Origin of the sequence: Rufibacter roseus, from assembly GCF_001647285.1 — a bacterium.
Lineage (GTDB): Bacteria > Bacteroidota > Bacteroidia > Cytophagales > Hymenobacteraceae > Nibribacter > Nibribacter roseus.
Window position 1 is genome coordinate 240,801 of the sequence record NZ_LRML01000002.1, and the last position, 18,553, is coordinate 259,353.

The window sequence follows — 18,553 nt, forward strand, 5'->3', positions numbered from 1 at the left end:
AGGTATGAAGATCTAATTCTTCTTAAGTTTTTTAAAAGAAGCTCTTTGGGTAGATGTTTCTACATCAATGGGATTCAAAAAATAGATAAAGTTTGGTTCTGCGCCAGCCACAAATGCTTTGCTGTTAAATAAAGTGGTTAATTCAAGAGCGTTACCAGTAGAATTTTTATCGGCGCTTACTACATGCATTTCATCAGACAAAGAAAACACGACAGCGGCATTTGTTTCTTTCAGCAATGCATTAAATTGTTCTTGACTCGTACCTTCCTCTAACGCCACAATGAATTCATTTGTAAGGCCAATCCATTGATAAGTGCCGGCATCTTGAGGTGTCGGGTTAAAGGCAGGGTTGGCAAACAAAACACTTTCATGCTTCTCCAATTCTTTCAAGGTTTTCCAGGCTTCAAAGCAGGTAGCATCAGAAATCAATTTGACTCTGGTAATTATGCCTGAATCCATGGTTACTTCTCCGTCTATCTCATTGGTAAACGGAAATAAGCGAATGATTTGCTGCCTTTCCTCCAGCGTTAAATTTGGTTTGAAGCCTACTAAAATAACGTCGCCACGGGCTGTGCCTAAATCAATGGTTTCGGCGTCTTTGGTAGTGTATGAGTGAGAGTCACAACTGGCAATGCGTGACTCATACGGAAGTACCATAGCCGTAACGGATGAATTATCCATACCACCTATCTGGCAGGAAGACAACAGCGGAACCAACAGGGCAGAATAGGAAAGGTACAATATTCGTTTCATAGTAAGCTAACATTTCAAAATTTACAATCCTCTCTTACGGGAATATTTAAAGGAAAGATTGTGTTTTTTCAAAATATTTTCTTACTTGCAGGTTTTACTTAAAATAAGAATATTAATATATAATACTCTTTATATTTTTCGCAAAACTCTCCCACTCCTTTCAGGAGCGTATTTTCCTGCCTCTGCAGCTGCTTTTCCATTTATAAAAATGAAGTCAAAGCCTCTAGCTAACTGAAAAGGATTTTCATAAGTGGCGGTGGTTTTCACTTCTTTTGGATCAAAAATTAATAAGTCCGCTTTCATAGCCACAGCAACTCTACCACGATCTGTTAAACCCAAAGTTTTTGCCGGGAGCCATGTCATCTTGTAAACTGCCTGCTCTAACGGTAGTAAATTCTTCTGCACCACATACTCTTCAATTATCTTAGAAAAAGAACCGTAGCCCCGAGGGTGCCGCATTTCAGGTCCGCCGTCTGAGGAAATCATGGTAGTAGAATCAATGATCAAACGAGATTGCAAGTCCTCATCCATCACAAAATAAGCTGCCGATGCCCTGCCTGGTTTTATGTCATCTATCAAGACATCTTCAAAGGGTTTGTTTTTCTCCTGCGCTAGCTGCGCCAGCGTTTTACCCGCGAACGGGGCGGTGCCAATAAGTGTGGCTTCGGGTCCGTTCCGTTTGTTTACCCGCTCCCGCAAATAGGTAGCTAACTCTTTTCGACGGGTTTTTACTACTTGCTCATAATTGTGAGGGGGCAGCGCCCAGTCCGGAAACAGAAGGCTTATTCCTGTAAAGCTGGCGGTGTACGGATATACATCGGCAGTCACCTTGACACCTTCTTTCCTTGCACGCTCCAGCAGCGCCAGTATCTCTTCTGCCCGCTGCTCACCACTTCCATAAACTACCTTTAAATGCGACACATGCACAGAACAGTGTTTGCCTTGCAAAAACAATTCTTTTATAGAAGCTTCCACTGCATTGTCATCTTCGTTCCGGATGTGGCTGGTAATTAATTTCCCCTTCTCCCCAACTACCTTAGCCAGATACTCCAGTTCATAGGCGGGTGCATACAACCCGGGCAGATACTCTAATCCAGTGGAAAGACCTATAGCACCAGCCTCTAACTGCTCGCGCAGTAACTGCCCCATGCGCTCCAGCTGTTGCTGAGAAGGCAACGAATCATATTGAATGCCAGAGGCTATTCTAATAGTGCCGTGCCCTACAAACAGCGCCACGTTCACATCTGGCTTATGATCCTCCACCTTTTGCATCCACTCCTGCAAGTTGTCCGGACTGGAGCCATCGTTACCTAACGTTACTGTGGTAGCCCCCATCGCCAAGAAATTCCTGAATCCGTTTTTGCCCCTTGGCTCACCGTGTGCGTGGGTGTCAATGAAACCGGGGCTTACAATTTTACCGGACGCGTTAATTATTTTTCTCACTTGTACAAGCGCCGTGTCCACCTCGCCTACATATACAATGGAATCTCCAGCAACTAACACATCTGCCTTAAAGGCTGCTTTACCTGTACCATCTATTACCTGCCCGTTGAAGATAAGCAAATCAAATACTTTGCTAGGCTGCTGCCCCAGAAACTGTTGGAAGCTGGAGGATTTAGGGGTGCAGGCAAAAATAAAGAGGAGTGAAAACAGGAATAGAATGTATAGAAGTCGCACGGCAGAGGCTGTTGGTGAATGATTCGGAAAAATAGCAATTGGTAACGGTCAAAAAAAGTATGAACCATAACACTTAAACCTTATCCTAATACTAAAGCGCTCACTCTTGTTTTAAGCCTCTTTTAGAAAAACAGCCTAAAAACACTACAGCAACGCCATGCCTCCACGCCGGTCAATTTTACCAGTGGCCGTTTCAGGTAAGCGGGGCAGGTAACCGAATTGCTTCGGTATTTCATATTTGCCCAAGGTCTCGCTGAGTTTGCCTTTCAGGTTTTCCTCTTCCAGATCGGTGAGTGGTTGTCCCTCCAGCACCGCAATCAGGCGCTCACCCAGCGCCTCATCGGGCAAGGCGGAAGCAAAACACCTGCGGTTCATTCCCATCTCCCTCAGCGCCTGCTCCAATGTCCGCTCTACTTTTTCTAACTGTATTTTCACTCCGCCGGAGTTGATGGTATAATCTGCGCGGCCCAACCACCGGAATGTCTGCGCATCCAGCAGTTCAACTTTATCATTGGTTACCAGTGTTTCATGATTTGTGACGTCAGCGGAAATGGTAAGGCAGCCGCGCTCATCCTGCCCCAGTGTCACTCCTTCGGACGCACGGTAGAAATCAGTTTTTTCAGGTCCGTTTAGCCGCCTCACTGCCACATGTGAAACGGTTTCGGTCATACCGTAGCTTTGGTACACGGGCACCTGCAACTGCTGCACCAGCTCTTCCTGGTATTTTGACAAGGGAGCACCACCTAACAATAGCGCTTTCATCTTGTTCAGGATACTGACCTTCTCCGGGGTCTGTTCCAGTACAGTCTGTAGCTGAAGCGGCACCATGGCAGCAAAAGCGAACGCAGCATCTGCTTCCACTCCAGCCAATGGATTCCCTGCGGGTTCAACAATAGTCATGTGAAGTTGTCCCACGAACCCACGCACCAGCATCATCATACCGGCAATGTATTCCGTGTTCAGGCAAACCAATACCTTGTCCCCGGAAAGTAAGTCAAAAATCTGCAGGGTTCTTTTAGCGCTGGCTTCCATGGCCTCCCTTTTCAGCGCGAGCAGTTTTGGGGTTCCGGTGCTGCCCGATGTCTGCACCGGAAACTCCTGCACCCCCAGAAGCCAATTCTTGCAGAACTCTAACGTCTTAGCTTCATACCCATTGATGGGAATACTCTCGCGGAACGAGTAGTGCTGAATTTCATCTAGAAAGAATTTCTTACCGTTGAGTAGCAGATGGTCAGGCATGGACGTAGTGTTTTAGCATTGGACGTAAGACACAAGACATAAGATTCAAGACTTAGAAATAATCATAAAGTTGATCTTATATGAAGCAAAAGAGCAGCTTGAAAAAAGCTGCTCTTTATTATTTCTATAGAAATTTTTGTCTCACGTCCTGTGTCTTGAATCTAGTGTCTATCAAGGAAACTTAGGATACTTAGAGAAATCTGGCTTGCGCTTTTCCAGGAAAGCATTCTTCCCTTCTTTAGCTTCGTCTGACAGGTAGTAGAGCAAGGTAGCGTCACCGGCTAACTGTTGCACTCCGGCTTGACCGTCTAGTTCGGCGTTGAAAGAGGCTTTTAGCATGCGTAGGGCCAAGGGGCTCTTTTCTAAAATTTTCTGGCACCACTCTACCGTAGTTTCCTCCAACTGCTCCAGCGGCACCACTTTGTTCACCAAACCCATGTCTAAAGCTTCCTGGGCATTGTATTGGTCACAGAGGTACCAGATTTCGCGGGCTTTCTTTTGGCCAACAATGCGGGCAAGGTATGACGCCCCGAAACCACCATCAAAAGAACCTACTTTTGGACCAGTCTGGCCGAAGCGGGCGTTTTCAGCAGCAATACTCAAATCGCACACCACGTGAAGCACGTGACCACCACCAATGGCCCAACCAGCTACCATGGCTATTACAGGCTTCGGAATCCGGCGAATCTGCATTTGCAGGTCCAGCACGTTCAGGCGCGGAACGGTGTCTTCGCCAATGTAACCGCCGTGGCCGCGTACACTTTGGTCACCGCCTGAACAGAAAGCTTTTCCGCCTTCGCCTGTGAAAATAATAACGCCAATGTCTGAATTATCGCGGCAGATGTTCATGGCATCAATCATTTCAGACACGGTAAGTGGCGTAAACGCATTGTGCACCTGCGGACGGTTAATGCTGATCTTGGCTATGCCGTTGTAGAACTGAAAAAGTATCTCCTTATATTCTTTTAGAGTACTCCAGTTGTATTTGCTTTCCATAGTGGGTAAATTAGGTAAAACGTATTCTTCAGTATCTGAAGAACTGGCAGAAGTCTGAATTGTAAACGTAAAGCCCTGCCTCAAAGATTTGCTGCAAAGGTATTCAGGCTTGGTTAAAATTAAAATTCCGAAACCTTTATGGCGCAAGCGTCCGCTGGTGTCCGTGAGCAATCATGATAAATTACTTGGTGCTTTCGCTTTTAACTCTGCCGTTGTTGCGTGCTTTCACCAACAACCAAAACTGCAGCGGGTAGCACAAGTGCACGCACAAGGGATTGCACCTACATCTGGAATATACGCGGACACATGCGGACGCTTGCGCCATGATATACCAACTGAAGCTTAAGGCCTCACCTGTTTTAGGCCTACTTTCACAAAAACTGGCCTAAAACAGCATCTACAGTTTTATTTCCTGCACTGCTTTCCGGTACTGGTCAAAGATGGCGTAATTCTCCGGGCTACTAGTTTCAACCTCTAACAACTGCGGACCGGCAGATACGTCAAAGAAAGTATTTAAAGCTTCAGCCAAACCTGCTGCATCAGTTACTTTCAAATAGTTCAAGCCCATGTCCTCTGCTGTTTTCTGCGCCGTCTGACGCTGCTCCGTTTCGAAGAAGGGCCTAAGTTCCGGCTGGTTTCTGGGGCCTTCAATCATTCTGAAGATGCCGCCGCCGTGGTTGTTCAATACCACAACGCGGAAGTTCTGGGGCAGGTAATTGTGCCAGAGCGCGTTTCGGTCGTACAGAAATGCCATGTCACCGGTGAGCAGAGTCACCAGATTATCAGTGCTGAGAGCGGCACCAACGGCTGTGCTGGTGCTGCCGTCAATACCGCTGGTGCCACGGTTAGCGAATACCTCCACGTTTTCTTTATCGGCTACGCCGATGAGGTTGGCATAGCGCACACTCATGCTGTTGGCCAGGTGCAGGAGGCTGTTGTCCGGCAAATTACGGAGCACTGTATGACAAGCTTGAAACTCTGAAAATGGGCTGTTTTTCTGAAATTGCTCTAAAATTGACTTCCCCTTAAAATTCAAAGAATGCCAACTCTGCGTAAATGCTGGTTTCACCTGAGGACTTGTTTCTCCTTGATTAAGCTTCAAAAAGAAATCTTTGGGCTCAGTTCTGATGATGCGGGTAAGGAACTGAAAAGTGTCGGCCACGAACCCAGCGGGCTGCACGTGCCAGTGCTGGAGCCCCTGCTGCTTTCGAAGGAACAGTTTCATGTTTTTTGATATCAATGACTGATGAAACGTGATGAGCAAATCTGGTTGAAGAGCAGCCTCTGCGTGCAGATGTTTGGCACCTAAAAAAACATCATGGTAATTGATTGTCTCGCCCTCTATCTGCAGGTTACTGATAACATCGGTCACAAACACTGCCCCCGAAGCACGGCAAAACAATTGCACTGCTTCATAAGTGTTCGGGCACTTCTGCCCCTGACCTGCTACCACTAAGATTCTAGAGAATTTTGATAATTCCGCCCTAAGATTCTGCCATGCTTCTTCTGGCAATCCGTAGGCAGAAGGCATTTCTTCAATGACTCTTACCTTATCGTTAAACTTTATTTCCTCGTCGGGCTCTGGGTAAAAAGGCTCCCGCAGCGGGATGTTCAGGTGGACTGGTCCCTGCGGAAAAGCAAGCGCCTCGTTCAATGCTTCGTTCACCAAGCGGTTGGCGTGCCACTGGGCATCCGGGTGTGTCGTATCTACCGGAAAATCTAGGCTGCTTTTGACGTGCTTCCCGTAAATGTGGCTCTGCCGAATGGTTTGTCCGTCAAGCTGGTCAATCCACTCGGGCGGGCGGTCAGCAGTTAGTACCAGCAGCGGAATGTTCTGGTAAAAAGCCTCGGCCACAGCGGGGGCATAATTATAGGCGGCGGTGCCGGAAGTACACACCAACACCACTGGCCGTCTTGTTTGCTGAGCTAGGCCCAACCCAATAAAGGCCGCGCTCCGTTCATCGGGCACGGTGCGCACCCTCAGTTTCGGGTGCCGCGCAAACGCAATGGTTAAGGGCGCGCAGCGGGAGCCCGGTGAAAGCACCACATCTTGCACGCCTTTGCGGGCGCAGATTTCCACCAAGTCAACTATAGGTTGTAAAATCATGATTCAGACGCTTGAAACAGCCGCAGCACGGTCTGCATTTTCAGTTCAGTTTCCTGCCACTCTCTGGCGGGTATGGAATCAGCGGTCATACCAGCACCGGCATAGGCCGTAACGGTGTCTTTGCCTAACTCTACGCAACGCAAATTTACATACAGACTTGTCTCCTGCCCCAGCTGCACCGGCCCTAAATAGCCACTGTAATAGCGGCGGTCGTGCGGTTCCAGCTCCTTTATCATTTTTAACGCTGATGCTTTAGGCATTCCTCCCACCGCTGAAGTTGGGTGTAACAACTCCAACATTTGGGTACCTAAGTGAGGAAACCCTACTTCTTCCATGGCAGCGCTATAATCTGTTTTAAGGTGCAGCAGGTTTCCGGCAGCTACAGTTCTCGGGCCTACTTCAACGTAGTCACGTAGCCTGATGTGCTTAAAACAGCTGATGATGTAACGCTGCACCAGCGCCTGCTCCTCTATTTCTTTCTGCCGCCAAATGGCATCGGCAGAAGTCAAGCCCTCCGTCAGAGGTTGTGTACCAGCCAATGCCACCGTTCTGAATACTTTGTGCTTGTCTATCTGCACCAGCAGCTCAGGGGTAGCTCCCAACCAAGTTCCCAACCCAGGCACCGCCACCAAAGAAACAAAGGCAGTGGGGTACAGTTGCGTTAGTTGGGTAAAAGTGTTCAGCAGGTTAAAGCCTTCATAAAGAGGCAACGTCTTCGTACGGGACAGCACCACTTTCTCTAGGCAACCCGCCTGCATGGCCTCCACAGCGTTGGCTACACTTTTTTCAAAAGCATCGCGGGCAAGAAATTTAGCTGTTCCGTCAGGGTGGGTTGGCCAAGTCAGGTCTGATGGCTGTTTTTGGGCTGTTTTTTTAAAAACTGCCCAAAAACGCTCAGGCAGCTCCTGCTCTCCGGTTTCTAAACTTTCTTTTATTTTGCTGCAGAAATACAAAACGGCAGGCAAAAACACTTTTGGCGCAGCCTCAGAAAGCTGGAACGGACAAAAAGCAAAACCTTTCTGGCCGCCTTCTAACTGCGGCAACTCATTTTGGCGCTCACCCGAAACCAGAACCTGTATGTCTTGAGAATTAGGTAATCGCCAAAGCGCCGCTGGTAACTCAGCCTGTAAAGCAGCAGTGAATAAATGGTAAGCAATTTCTTCTGGAGAGGCATCAACTGAAGAAATCAGATTTTGAATGTGTGAGGTTGTATGGGGCATGAAATAATTATCTGTCCAAAACGGCCATGGTGATGCGGCTTATGCAAACTAAATCACCGGCCTCTGAGGTAATACGGATTTCCCAGACCTGGGTGCGGCGGCCCACATGAAGCGCAGTAGCTTTTCCATACACATACCCGCTGCGCACGCTCTTAATGTGGTTAGCGTTAATCTCCAGCCCCACGCAATACTGCTTACCCAAGTCTAAGAACATGGTGGCACCAACACTTCCTAAAGTTTCAGCTAGCGCTACAGATGCCCCCCCATGCAAAAGACCCATGGGCTGGTGCGTGCGGTGGTCTACCGGCATACGCCCCACAAGGTAATCATCGCCAATTTCGGTATACTCTATACCAATGTGTTCGCCCATTGTATTTTTGTTCCAGCTATTTAGCTGCTCCAACGAGACATCCGCGCGTCTTTTCATCCGTAGTATTCGTATTTATGCCCTACCTTTAGGGTCTGCAAATTAGCGTAAAAATTGAGCCTCAAAAAAATATACCTCATCCGCCACGGCCAAACTGACCTTAACCTACAGGGTATAGTGCAGGGAAGCGGCGTAGACAGTTCCCTCAATGATACCGGCCGCTGGCAGGCAGATAAATTCTTCGACGCCTACCAACATGTTCCTTTTGACAAAATCTATACGTCGGCGCTGCAGCGCAGTGTGCAGAGCGTGCAAAAGTTCATTGATTTAGGCATACCCCATGAGCGGCACGCCGGGCTAAACGAGATAAGCTGGGGCCACCGTGAGGGCACCAGAATAACCCCAGAGGAAGATGCCTATTATTATGAGATGCTGGAGCGCTGGAACCAGGGAGAGACGGATGTGCCCATTGAGGGCGGTGAAAGCCCCCAGCAAGTAGCTGACCGCCAAAAACCGGTGCTGGACCTGATACTCTCCCGCCCCGAGGAAGAAACTATACTGGTTTGCATGCACGGCCGAGCCATGCGGGTACTGCTGGCTCAAATTCTGAACTACCCCCTGCACCAGATGGACCGCTTTGTGCACCAGAACCTTTGCCTGTATCTTCTGAACCATACTGGTTCTATGTATTGGGTTGAACGCTTTGCCGATGTATCACATTTGGCCTGAAAATGAAAGTGAACTTTACTGTTTTAGACCTGTTTTTTTGAAAATAGCTCAAAAACGCCTGCATATTCTCTTTAAACCTTATTTGTATTAGAGCATTTTTGCCTCTATTTTTGAGGCAATAAAACTGAGCGACAACTATGGCCGAAATCATACGAATGCCCAAGATGAGTGACACCATGACCGAGGGGGTCATTGCCTCATGGTTAAAGAAAGTTGGTGATTCTGTGAAATCTGGGGACATTCTTGCTGAAGTGGAAACCGACAAGGCGACCATGGAACTGGAGTCTTACGAAGACGGGACTTTACTATACATTGGTCCAAAAGACGGTGAATCTGTACCTGTAGATGGTGTTTTGGCCATCATAGGGAAACAAGGAGAAGATATTTCAGGCCTTTTGGCCGAAGCAAACGGCGGCAGCGCCCCTGCCAAAACCGAAGAGCCTAAACAAGCCGAGGCCCCTAAGGCCGAAGCCAAACAAGAGGCTGCACCAGCTGCCTCTGCCCCTGCCGCCAATGTGAACGCTGAAGTGGTGCGTATGCCCAAAATGAGCGACACCATGCAGGAAGGCACTATTGTAGCCTGGCATAAAAGAGTAGGCGACAAAGTTAAGTCTGGCGACCTTTTGGCTGAGGTAGAAACCGACAAGGCCACCATGGAGCTAGAGTCTTATGAAGACGGTACTCTCCTTTACATAGGTGTAGAGGCCGGTAACGCAGTTGAAGTAGACGGTATCTTAGCCATTATAGGTGAAGAAGGAGCTGATTACAAGTCCTTACTGAACGGTGGTGGAGGTGCTCCAAACACAGTCACTGGCTCACAGGAAGAAGTAAGCCGCGCTGAAAACCATAAAACCGACGCACAGACCCAATCTGGTGACGGTGTAAATCAGGCAGCCAACGCTCCTGTACCTGGCCAAGGCACATCTGCCTCTTCCGGTACAGGCAACGGTGGCCGTATTTTGGCTTCTCCGCTAGCTAAGAAAATTGCCCAGGAAAAAGGCATTAACCTTTCCGACGTGAAAGGTTCTGGTGAGAACGGACGTATTGTGCAACGTGACGTGGAGAGCTTCACTCCTAGCGCGGCTGCTCCAAAAGCTCAACCACAAGCCGCTTCGGCTGCTGCCCCTGTGGCCGCACCAGGTGAGGCTTATACTGAGGTTCCGGTATCGCAGATGCGTAAGGTGATTGCCCGCCGTCTTTCAGAGAGCTTGTTCACTGCGCCGCACTTCTACCTGACCATGGAAATTGACATGGACAAAGCCATGGAAGCGCGTACGGCCATGAACGAAGTATCTCCGGTGAAAGTATCATTTAATGACATGGTGATCAAAGCCGCTGCCGCTGCCCTTAAAAAGCACCCAGCCGTGAACTCTTCTTGGTTAGGCGACAAAATACGCTACAACAACGTGGTGAACATTGGCGTGGCCGTAGCCGTGGAAGAAGGATTGTTAGTACCTGTTGTTCGTAACGCTGACCAAAAGTCACTTTCTTCTATCTCTGCCGAAGTAAAAGATTTAGGTGGAAAAGCCAAGTCTAAGAAACTTCAGCCTAGCGATTGGGAAGGCAGCACGTTCACTATCTCTAACTTGGGTATGTTTGGCATTGAAGAATTCACTGCCATTATCAACCCGCCAGATGCTTGTATCTTGGCTGTGGGTGGTATTAAACAAACGCCAGTGGTGAAAAAAGGTCAGATTCAGATTGGCAACGTGATGAAAGTTACCTTGTCATGCGATCACCGAGTAGTAGATGGAGCCGTTGGGTCTGCTTTCCTTCAAACGCTGAAAGCATTCCTGGAGAACCCAGTAACCATGCTAGTTTAATTATAGAAAGTTTGAATTAGTTATTCGTTATTAGACGGATAACTTTAAAAAAGGAGCCGCTGGAGAAATCTAGCGGCTCTTTTGTTTTGGGACTGTTTTTGAGAAAGTAAGCCGAAAACGAATGGCACGAGTGTAGAGACTAGGCACTGCCTCGTCTCCATCGCATTTCAAAACAGGTTGTTATTTTGCTGTGAGTTGAGTTTGCATCAGCACGCTTCGCACCGCCAGATAGCTAATCTCTCGAATGGCGTTGCTGTGTCAGAAGATTAAAAAATTTCTGCAGAGGCTATTGGCACAGACACTCGCAGGTCTTGAAGACACTGCGAGATCTTTTGTGTTGGCGTTTTTGGCCTCTTTTCCAGAAATTAGGCCAAAAACGAAAAGAAAATTCATAAAAAAAGCCGCTCCAGTTTCCTGAAGCGGCTTTTTTATCTTTAGGCTTTCTATTAGTATTTGAAACGTACAAAGGCCTCCATGGCTTCATAATCAGCCAAGCCAAGTTTGTCGTAGCGGCGGGCGGTATCGCGGTTACGCTCTTGGGCACGTACCCAGAACTCACGTTCGTCGTCGCCTGGGAACACAGGACGGTCTTTTTGGCTTTGGTGCTTGAAAATGGCATTTTTCTTCCGCTCTACTTCCTGAGGAGAAAGCGGTACAGCCATTTCAATTTCATGAGTCTCAAACTCGTGCCAGGCTCCGCGGTACATCCACAGCCAGCAATCGGCTACCCAAGATTCCCCGGCATCGCGCAGCCTTCTCAGCGCCTCAACAATGATATTAAAACACACGATGTGAGTACCATGGGGATCTTCAAAGTCACCGGCGGCAAACACCTGATGTGGTTTAATGCTCTGTAGCAACTGCATGGTCAGCTCAATGTCTCTGTCAGTTACCGGATTCTTCTTTGTCTTACCGCTCTCATAGAAAGGCAAAGCCTGGAAATGGATATGATCATCTTCAAGTCCAGCATAGCGTGCGCCTGCAATTGCCTCGCTTTTTCTGATAAAGGCTTTTACATTTTGAATTTCAGGGGTATCCACTTCATTGGGCTGCTTCTGCTCAATAAATGAACGCATATTCTCATAAATACCCTTCAATTTGCTGTTGTCATCGCCAATACTAGCTTTGAAATCAATAGCAAACTCCATGTAGCGCAATACGTCATCATCCCAAACAGCAGTGTTTCCGGAGGTTTGGTACGCCACATGTACATCATGCCCCTGATCTACTAACCGAATGAAGGTACCACCCATAGAGATTACGTCATCATCAGGGTGCGGGGAGAAAACAATAGACCGCTTTTTAGCAGGCTCTGCACGCTCAGGACGGCGTGAATCATCAGCGTTAGGTTTACCACCGGGCCAACCCGTAATGGTTTGCTGAAGTTTATTAAAAATATCAATATTGATGTTGTACACAGGCCCACGGTCTACGGCTAACTGCGCCATGCCGTGGCTGTTATAGTCTTCTTCAGTAAGCTTCAGAATTGGTTTCTCTACCTCACAAGAAAGCCAAATAACTGCTTTCTTCGTCAGTTGTTCGTCCCACACGCAGTCTCTGGTCAACCAAGGCGTGTCAAATCGGGTAAGTTCAGATGCTGCATCCTGATCCAACACAAATTCTACGTTGTCAGACAACTGCAGGTATGTAGCCGGAACTTCCCCTGAAATCTCGCCTTCTACCGCTTTCTTTATGATGGAAGCTTTCTTGCCGTTCCATGCCATCAAAACGATTTCACGGGCTTTGAAGATGGTTCCGATACCCATGGTGATGGCCTTCGTGGGCACATTCTCTTTACCACCGAAATCACGTGAGGCATCACGGCGGGTAAGGTCATCTAAAGTAACTAAGCGAGTACCTGAGTTAGGCGCAGAACCCGGTTCGTTAAAACCTATGTGACCAGTACGACCAATACCCAGCACTTGCAAATCTAAGCCACCTAGTTCTTCTATCTTCCGCTCGTATTCTAAGCAGAACGCAGGAATTTCTTCTAATGGCAGAGTACCATCTGGAATATTAATGTTAGCCCGCTCTATGTCTATATGATCAAACAGGTTCTCATTCATGAACGTCACATAGCTCTGCTTGGCGGTTGGCTGCATAGGGTAATACTCGTCCAGATTGAACGTGACCACATCCCGGAAGCTCAGCCCCTCTTCTTTGTGCAGGCGCACTAACTCGGCATAAACTCCTACAGGAGTAGCTCCAGTGGCCAAACCTAATACGGTTTTCTCGCCTTTGGCTTGTTTGGCTTTGATCAGTTCCGCAATTCTGCGGGACACAGTTTTAGAGGCAATATGCTGATCTGGATAAACGGTTACTGGGAGTTTCTCAAAACGGGTTTCTTCTAGCAGGTTTAAACGGCTCATAGTAGGGTTTCAGGTTTTTGCACACGTGGAATCTGCAAAGGTAAAAAGTCTAGTGAATGGTCAAAGGGTAAGGATGAAACTTTTTCATTTTTTTTACTAAGTCAGAAGCTTTCTTCTATTTTTATTTCTTTTTGCTTACTCTACAGAAATACTATATAGTTAGTTAAATCATATAAAATGAGACGGGCTTTCCCGTCCATTGCTACGCGGTTTCTCCTTTAAAAAAGTTTGTCGTAGCTTCGCACCACAACCTTACATTAGTAAGTGTGGTTTTAAAAGGAAAAAGAAATGGTGAAAATAAGATCTACAACCGTAGTTGGCATTTACCACAATGGCGAGGTCGCACTTGGCGCTGATGGTCAGGCTACTATGGATAAATATATTGCCAAGAGCAACGTACGCAAGGTTAGAAAGCTGCAAGATGGTAAAATAGTAACTGGTTTTGCTGGTTCTACCGCCGATGCCTTTACCCTGCTGGAACGCTTTGAGGAAAAGTTGAACGCCTACAGCAACAACATGAAGCGAGCCGCCATTGAACTGGCCAAAGACTGGCGCAAAGACCAGTACCTGCGCAAGCTGGAGGCAATGATGGTAGTAGCTAACAAAGAGGAACTCCTGATTATTTCTGGCACCGGCGATGTTCTGGAACCAGACCACCAGATTGCCGCTATCGGTTCAGGTAGCACCTATGCCCAGGCCGCAGCCCTGGCACTGAAAAAGCACGCTCCACATCTAACGGCTGAAGAAATGGTACGCGAAGCCCTTACCATCGCCGCCGATATCTGTATCTACACCAACCATAATCTTATAATAGAAAAACCGAACTAAGACGGTAGTGATAGTGTTTGCTTTTTGAACCTCAAAAAAGGATAAACCTACAGGTTCTGAAGCTATTTTTAACAAGCATAATAAAACTAGAAGAAACAGAATGAAAGTAACGCAGTTCCTGAAAGACCATTACAAGCATTTTAATGCCGCAGCCTTAGTAGACGCAGCTGAGGGCTATAAAACACACTTGAACAATGGCGGCAAAATGATGATTACCTTGGCTGGCGCCATGAGTACCGCCGAATTAGGAATCATCTTGGCTGAAATGATCCGTCAGGACAAAGTGCAGGCCATTACCTGTACAGGTGCCAACTTGGAAGAAGATATCTTCAACTTAGTGGCCCACGATTTTTATGAGCGTATCCCGAACTACCGGGACCTTACTCCGCAGGACGAGCAAGACCTGTTAGACCGACACCTGAACCGCGTTACCGATACCTGTATTCCAGAGGAAGAGGCTATGCGACGATTGGAGCACACAGTGTTGAAGTATTGGCAAAAGGCTGATCAGGCCGGTGAGGCATATTTCCCGCACCAGTTCTTCTACCAGATCTTGTTATCAGGTGATTTGGAGCAATATTACCAGATTGACCCTAAAAACAGCTGGATGTTGGAAGCAGCTAAAAAGAACCTGCCTATCTTCGTTCCGGGCTGGGAAGATTCTACTTTAGGTAACATTTATACTGGCCACGTGATCAGCGGTGATATCAAAAATGTTCATACCATGAGAACTGGTATTCAGTACATGATGGAGCTGGCTGAGTGGTATACCCAAACTGCTACTGAAGAGTCTACCATTGGATTCTTTCAGATTGGCGGTGGTATTGCCGGTGACTTCCCTATTTGTGTGGTTCCTATGCTGCATCAAGACTTACAACGCACAGGTGTTCCACTATGGGGATACTTTGCTCAAATCTCTGACTCTACCACCAGTTACGGTTCTTATTCAGGTGCAGTGCCTAATGAGAAGATCACATGGGGTAAGTTAGGAATAGATACCCCAAAGTTTGTGATAGAATCAGATGCTACTATTGTGGCACCACTTGTATTCGCCATAGTACTTGATTATTAATACAAAGCCGTTTTAGGCATATATTTCAAAAAGCGGGGCTTAAACGTCCCGCTTTTTTTTTGCCTATACCTATAAAATCTCTATTAATCGACTGGTACTAAAAGTTGGCAGAGCATCTCATAGCCACTTAAGCTATAGCCATGATGGCTTCTAAAATCATGAATTGATACTCTATATACCGTTTTACCTGCCATTAAAAATAATTATCACATTTTCAGTAGATTATGTTAAAAACTACTACCTTTAATATGTATTAAAAATTTAAGAAAAACATTATAAGATTCTAATAAAAAAATAAAACCTTAATTCATCAAGGCATCGTAAGTAACGGAAACACAAGTTCTTAATGAGGATCAAAAAGATGAAGAAAAGCTACACATTATTCAAGCTGGCAATTTTGCTAATGGCTTGTGGCCTCAGCAGCTGCTTGGGGTTTGGCAACCGTAAATTTGGATCAGATTATAGCTATAAGGGAGCCTTCCATAAGTATAAAACCTTTAACTTCATTACCCATGCTTCTGCAGAAGACAGTGCTACCATACAACAATATCAGGTCCTTAAGAAATTCATAAGGGAAAGGCTGGAGATTCAGGGGTACGAATACTCTGAAAAGAAGCCAGATCTTCTAGTGAGTTACTACCTCTATTACAATGACCTTAAAATGAAAGGTTATGAGCAAGAGGAATTTGACATTTGGCTTACTAAAAATGAGGAACCGTCTGAGGAGCACGAACCCTACCGTCCTGTGAAAATGTACATGAGCCAAGGTACTTTACTGGTGACGCTTCTAGATCATAAAAAGCAGAATGCCGTGTGGCAAGGTTATACCTCAGGTGTGTTAGCCGACCGGTCATCAGAAAATACCGCGTACCTGAACAGAGCTGTCAGAACAATTTTTGATCAATACAGAGTGTTCCGCAAAGGGTATCTACGGGAAACATCTCACGCAAATTAAGAACTCAGAAAGCATTAATAATTGTATTTCCTCTCATTCTTCTTTAAGAACAGCGTTGCCATATTTAAATATGAGGTAACGCTGTTTTTATTTTAATTACTGCTTAACTGCACAAAACCAAATTCTCTTATAGCACATACCTATAATCTTCTTTACTTTTATACATGCTGCTTTTGTATCTTAGCACTTAAAGAACCTCTAATGTCCCTAAATGAAATTGATTCCCTTCTTAACTTATTAGAACAGCAGGCAAGCGTACTTGAGCCAGATCTATTTCAAAGGCAGCAAGTACAGTCAGAAGTGGAACAATATGTTCAAACATTCCTCTCCCAATTACCTCAACGACCTTCCTTTGTTGTTACCCCAGACAAGGGAATTAAGATGTTGGACAGTCCAATTTCTGAGAATTCTATATCAATTCAGGAGGCACTGCAACTTCTAAACGATAATGTAGACACACCAGGTTTGAATCCTGCCTCTCCTCGGCACATGGGTTATATTCCGGGCGGCGGACTTTATTACTCTGGCTTAGGTGATTACTTGGCAGCGGTGACGAATAAATATGCCGGACTGTTCTACTCAGCACCCGGAGCTGTTCGAATGGAGAACATGCTGTTGCGTTGGATGGCGGGAATAATAGGCTTTCCTGAGGATGCGGCTGGAAATCTTGCCTCAGGGGGTAGCATTGCTACTCTCATTGCATTGGCTACCGCCCGCGATGCCATGGGTGTAAAGGCTCGCCAGATTCCAGATTCAGTTGTTTATATGTCTGCACAGGCGCACCATTGCCTGGAGAAGGCGTTACGGATAGCAGGTTTAGGTGAATGCCCTGTGCGGATCTTGCCCATGGATGCTCAATACCGGTTGCAACCTGAAGCTCTAGAGCATGCCATTACAGCTGATCAAAAAGCTGGCTTACGGCCTTGGCTCTTAATTGCCACCGCCGGCACCACTGATGTAGGTGCCATTGACCCTCTTCTTGCTTTAAGTTCCATTGCCAAAAAGCATGGGCTATGGTACCACGTGGATGCTGCCTACGGCGGATTTTTCGCGCTAGCTCCTTCTGGCAAAGAGAAACTCTCAGGCATTGAGCAGGCAGACTCAGTAGTGCTGGACCCGCACAAAGGATTATTTGTACCCTTTGGTCTTGGGGCAGTACTAATAAAAAACAAGGCGCAGATGGCGCAGACGCACCACTACCAGGCCAATTATATGCAAGACACGCTCAGTGCCACTGAAGAAGCCTCCCCAGCTGACTTGTCTCCGGAGCTGACCAAACACTTCCGTGGCCTTAGGCTTTGGTTACCCCTGAAGTTGCACGGGGTGGCGCCTTTCCGTAGTGCCTTAGAAGAAAAACTACTGTTGGCTCAGTATGTGTACCAACGGCTGTGCCACATGCCTAATGTGGAAGTGCCCGTAGAGCCCGAATTATCAGTGGTAGTGTTTCGGGTGATTCCTTCTTCAGGAGCAGATATAAATACTTTTAACCAAAAATTAAGTTTGGCAGTACAGCAAGACGGAAGGGTATTTTTGTCTTCTACTAAATTGCAAGACAGCTTCATGCTTCGATTTGCTATTCTTTCCTTCAGAACCCATAAGGAAACACTGGATTTAGCCTTACAAATTTTACAGGAAAAAGCCGCTGAATTGGAAGCAAACTGGCAGGCCTAAGCTTTACTTAAGGGAAGATAGCTTTAGGGCTGACGGCTCCCGCGAATCAAGGAGTGGAAACTCTCCGTCTTTCAAATAGTGGTCCCCATTCTTGGTGAGCAGTGTTAGATTAGTTAGCTCCATTTGCCAGCAATAGCTCTCTCTATTCAGGTAAAGCATCGCCTGCGCTACCAGTTCTGGTGTAGTGTCACCTAAGGCTAAAGAAAGGTGCGGCATCCAAAACTCAGGGTGATAGTAAGCCCCTGTTTCTTGACTGATGTTACTGATGGCATTGTGCAACTGATGGTGAAATCTGTTAAGTGCATAAGTGCGCAGAACAGGAATATACAAAACAGGATTTACTCCTGGGAAAACACCCAATCCAGTAGTTCTAACCATGAAACGGCAGCAAATCCCTGCTGCTTGTCCCAGCGCTGCCTTAATTTCGTCTATGCTCCCGTCGTTAGCAGTAAGCCAGGTGATGTGCGGATATGGAGTTGCTTGTACCCCTTTCAACCCAAACTCCCGTTCAAGCTCATAAATCAGACTGTTCACCTTGTCTGAGTACTCGGCATCTAACAAAGAGACAATAGCAACCATATTAAGGGGTTTAAATGTGTTTTGGTGCCAATTTTCAAAAAACAGGGCAAAAACAACTTTCCTTTGAAACGATTATTTTAAGCTATAGTTAAGTACCAACCCATATAGAAAACTATAAAATGAATTGTTCTACTATAGAAACTAACTCAGCACTTCTAAAAAAATAAT

The 18,553-nt window shown here is 46.6% G+C and carries 15 protein-coding genes; 6 read left to right on the forward strand and 9 right to left on the reverse strand.

Annotated features, from left to right (window positions below; all coding sequences use genetic code 11):
• Positions 1–12: 12 nt before the first annotated feature.
• From A8O23_RS02955 to A8O23_RS02985, 7 genes are all read right to left on the reverse strand, one after another.
• Positions 13–753, reverse strand: coding sequence for a hypothetical protein (locus A8O23_RS02955; protein WP_066616308.1), 741 nt, complete (start codon positions 751–753; stop codon positions 13–15).
• A 129-nt stretch (positions 754–882) separates the two neighbouring features.
• Positions 883–2,430 (reverse strand): N-acyl-D-amino-acid deacylase family protein, encoded by a 1,548-nt coding sequence (locus A8O23_RS02960; RefSeq protein WP_066616310.1) that lies wholly within the window; start codon positions 2,428–2,430, stop codon positions 883–885.
• A 144-nt stretch (positions 2,431–2,574) separates the two neighbouring features.
• Positions 2,575–3,669, reverse strand: a complete 1,095-nt coding sequence (locus tag A8O23_RS02965; RefSeq protein ID WP_082882875.1) for an AMP-binding protein — start codon at positions 3,667–3,669, stop codon at positions 2,575–2,577.
• A 171-nt stretch (positions 3,670–3,840) separates the two neighbouring features.
• Complete coding sequence (gene menB / locus A8O23_RS02970; protein ID WP_066616957.1) at positions 3,841–4,665, reverse strand: 1,4-dihydroxy-2-naphthoyl-CoA synthase; 825 nt, start codon at positions 4,663–4,665, stop codon at positions 3,841–3,843.
• A 397-nt stretch (positions 4,666–5,062) separates the two neighbouring features.
• A complete protein-coding gene (gene menD / locus A8O23_RS02975) occupies positions 5,063–6,772 on the reverse strand; it encodes a 2-succinyl-5-enolpyruvyl-6-hydroxy-3-cyclohexene-1-carboxylic-acid synthase (protein ID WP_066616312.1) in 1,710 nt (569 codons plus the stop codon).
• Entirely contained in the window at positions 6,769–7,992 is a 1,224-nt protein-coding gene (locus A8O23_RS02980; protein WP_082882876.1) for a chorismate-binding protein, read from the reverse strand. The genes menD and A8O23_RS02980 overlap by 4 nt, the downstream gene beginning before the upstream one ends.
• A gap of 7 nt (positions 7,993–7,999) precedes the next feature.
• The gene (locus tag A8O23_RS02985) at positions 8,000–8,419 is read right to left on the reverse strand and encodes a hotdog fold thioesterase (RefSeq protein WP_066616314.1); all 420 of its coding nucleotides are present in this window, start codon (positions 8,417–8,419) and stop codon (positions 8,000–8,002) included.
• A 54-nt stretch (positions 8,420–8,473) separates the two neighbouring features.
• On the opposite strand from A8O23_RS02985, the gene A8O23_RS02990 reads away from it, so the two are divergent.
• Positions 8,474–9,088 (forward strand): histidine phosphatase family protein, encoded by a 615-nt coding sequence (locus A8O23_RS02990; RefSeq protein WP_066616317.1) that lies wholly within the window; start codon positions 8,474–8,476, stop codon positions 9,086–9,088.
• Positions 9,089–9,225: 137 nt separating this feature from the next.
• Positions 9,226–10,911, forward strand: a complete 1,686-nt coding sequence (locus A8O23_RS02995) for a pyruvate dehydrogenase complex dihydrolipoamide acetyltransferase (RefSeq protein WP_066616319.1) — start codon at positions 9,226–9,228, stop codon at positions 10,909–10,911.
• Between the two features lie 446 nt (positions 10,912–11,357).
• Here the strand turns inward: A8O23_RS02995 and nagB are convergent, their stop codons facing one another.
• Complete coding sequence (nagB, locus tag A8O23_RS03000) at positions 11,358–13,280, reverse strand: glucosamine-6-phosphate deaminase (RefSeq protein ID WP_066616322.1); 1,923 nt, start codon at positions 13,278–13,280, stop codon at positions 11,358–11,360.
• A gap of 288 nt (positions 13,281–13,568) precedes the next feature.
• Here nagB and hslV point away from each other — a divergent pair, with 288 nt between their 5' ends.
• The 4 genes from hslV (at position 13,569) to A8O23_RS03020 (ending at position 17,806) form a co-directional block, all read left to right on the forward strand.
• The gene (hslV, locus tag A8O23_RS03005; RefSeq protein WP_066616325.1) at positions 13,569–14,108 is read left to right on the forward strand and encodes an ATP-dependent protease subunit HslV; all 540 of its coding nucleotides are present in this window, start codon (positions 13,569–13,571) and stop codon (positions 14,106–14,108) included.
• 100 nt (positions 14,109–14,208) lie between these two features.
• Positions 14,209–15,180 (forward strand): deoxyhypusine synthase family protein, encoded by a 972-nt coding sequence (locus A8O23_RS03010; protein ID WP_066616329.1) that lies wholly within the window; start codon positions 14,209–14,211, stop codon positions 15,178–15,180.
• Between the two features lie 361 nt (positions 15,181–15,541).
• Entirely contained in the window at positions 15,542–16,135 is a 594-nt protein-coding gene (locus A8O23_RS03015) for a DUF4136 domain-containing protein (protein WP_066616332.1), read from the forward strand.
• Positions 16,136–16,336: 201 nt separating this feature from the next.
• Entirely contained in the window at positions 16,337–17,806 is a 1,470-nt protein-coding gene (locus A8O23_RS03020) for a pyridoxal phosphate-dependent decarboxylase family protein (RefSeq protein ID WP_153042058.1), read from the forward strand.
• A gap of 3 nt (positions 17,807–17,809) precedes the next feature.
• On the opposite strand, the gene A8O23_RS03025 is transcribed toward A8O23_RS03020, so the two are convergent.
• Positions 17,810–18,385 carry a 2'-5' RNA ligase family protein gene (locus A8O23_RS03025; RefSeq protein WP_066616335.1) on the reverse strand — a complete coding sequence of 192 codons (576 nt, stop codon included), beginning with the start codon at positions 18,383–18,385 and terminating at the stop codon, positions 17,810–17,812.
• Between the last annotated feature and the right edge of the window lie 168 nt (positions 18,386–18,553).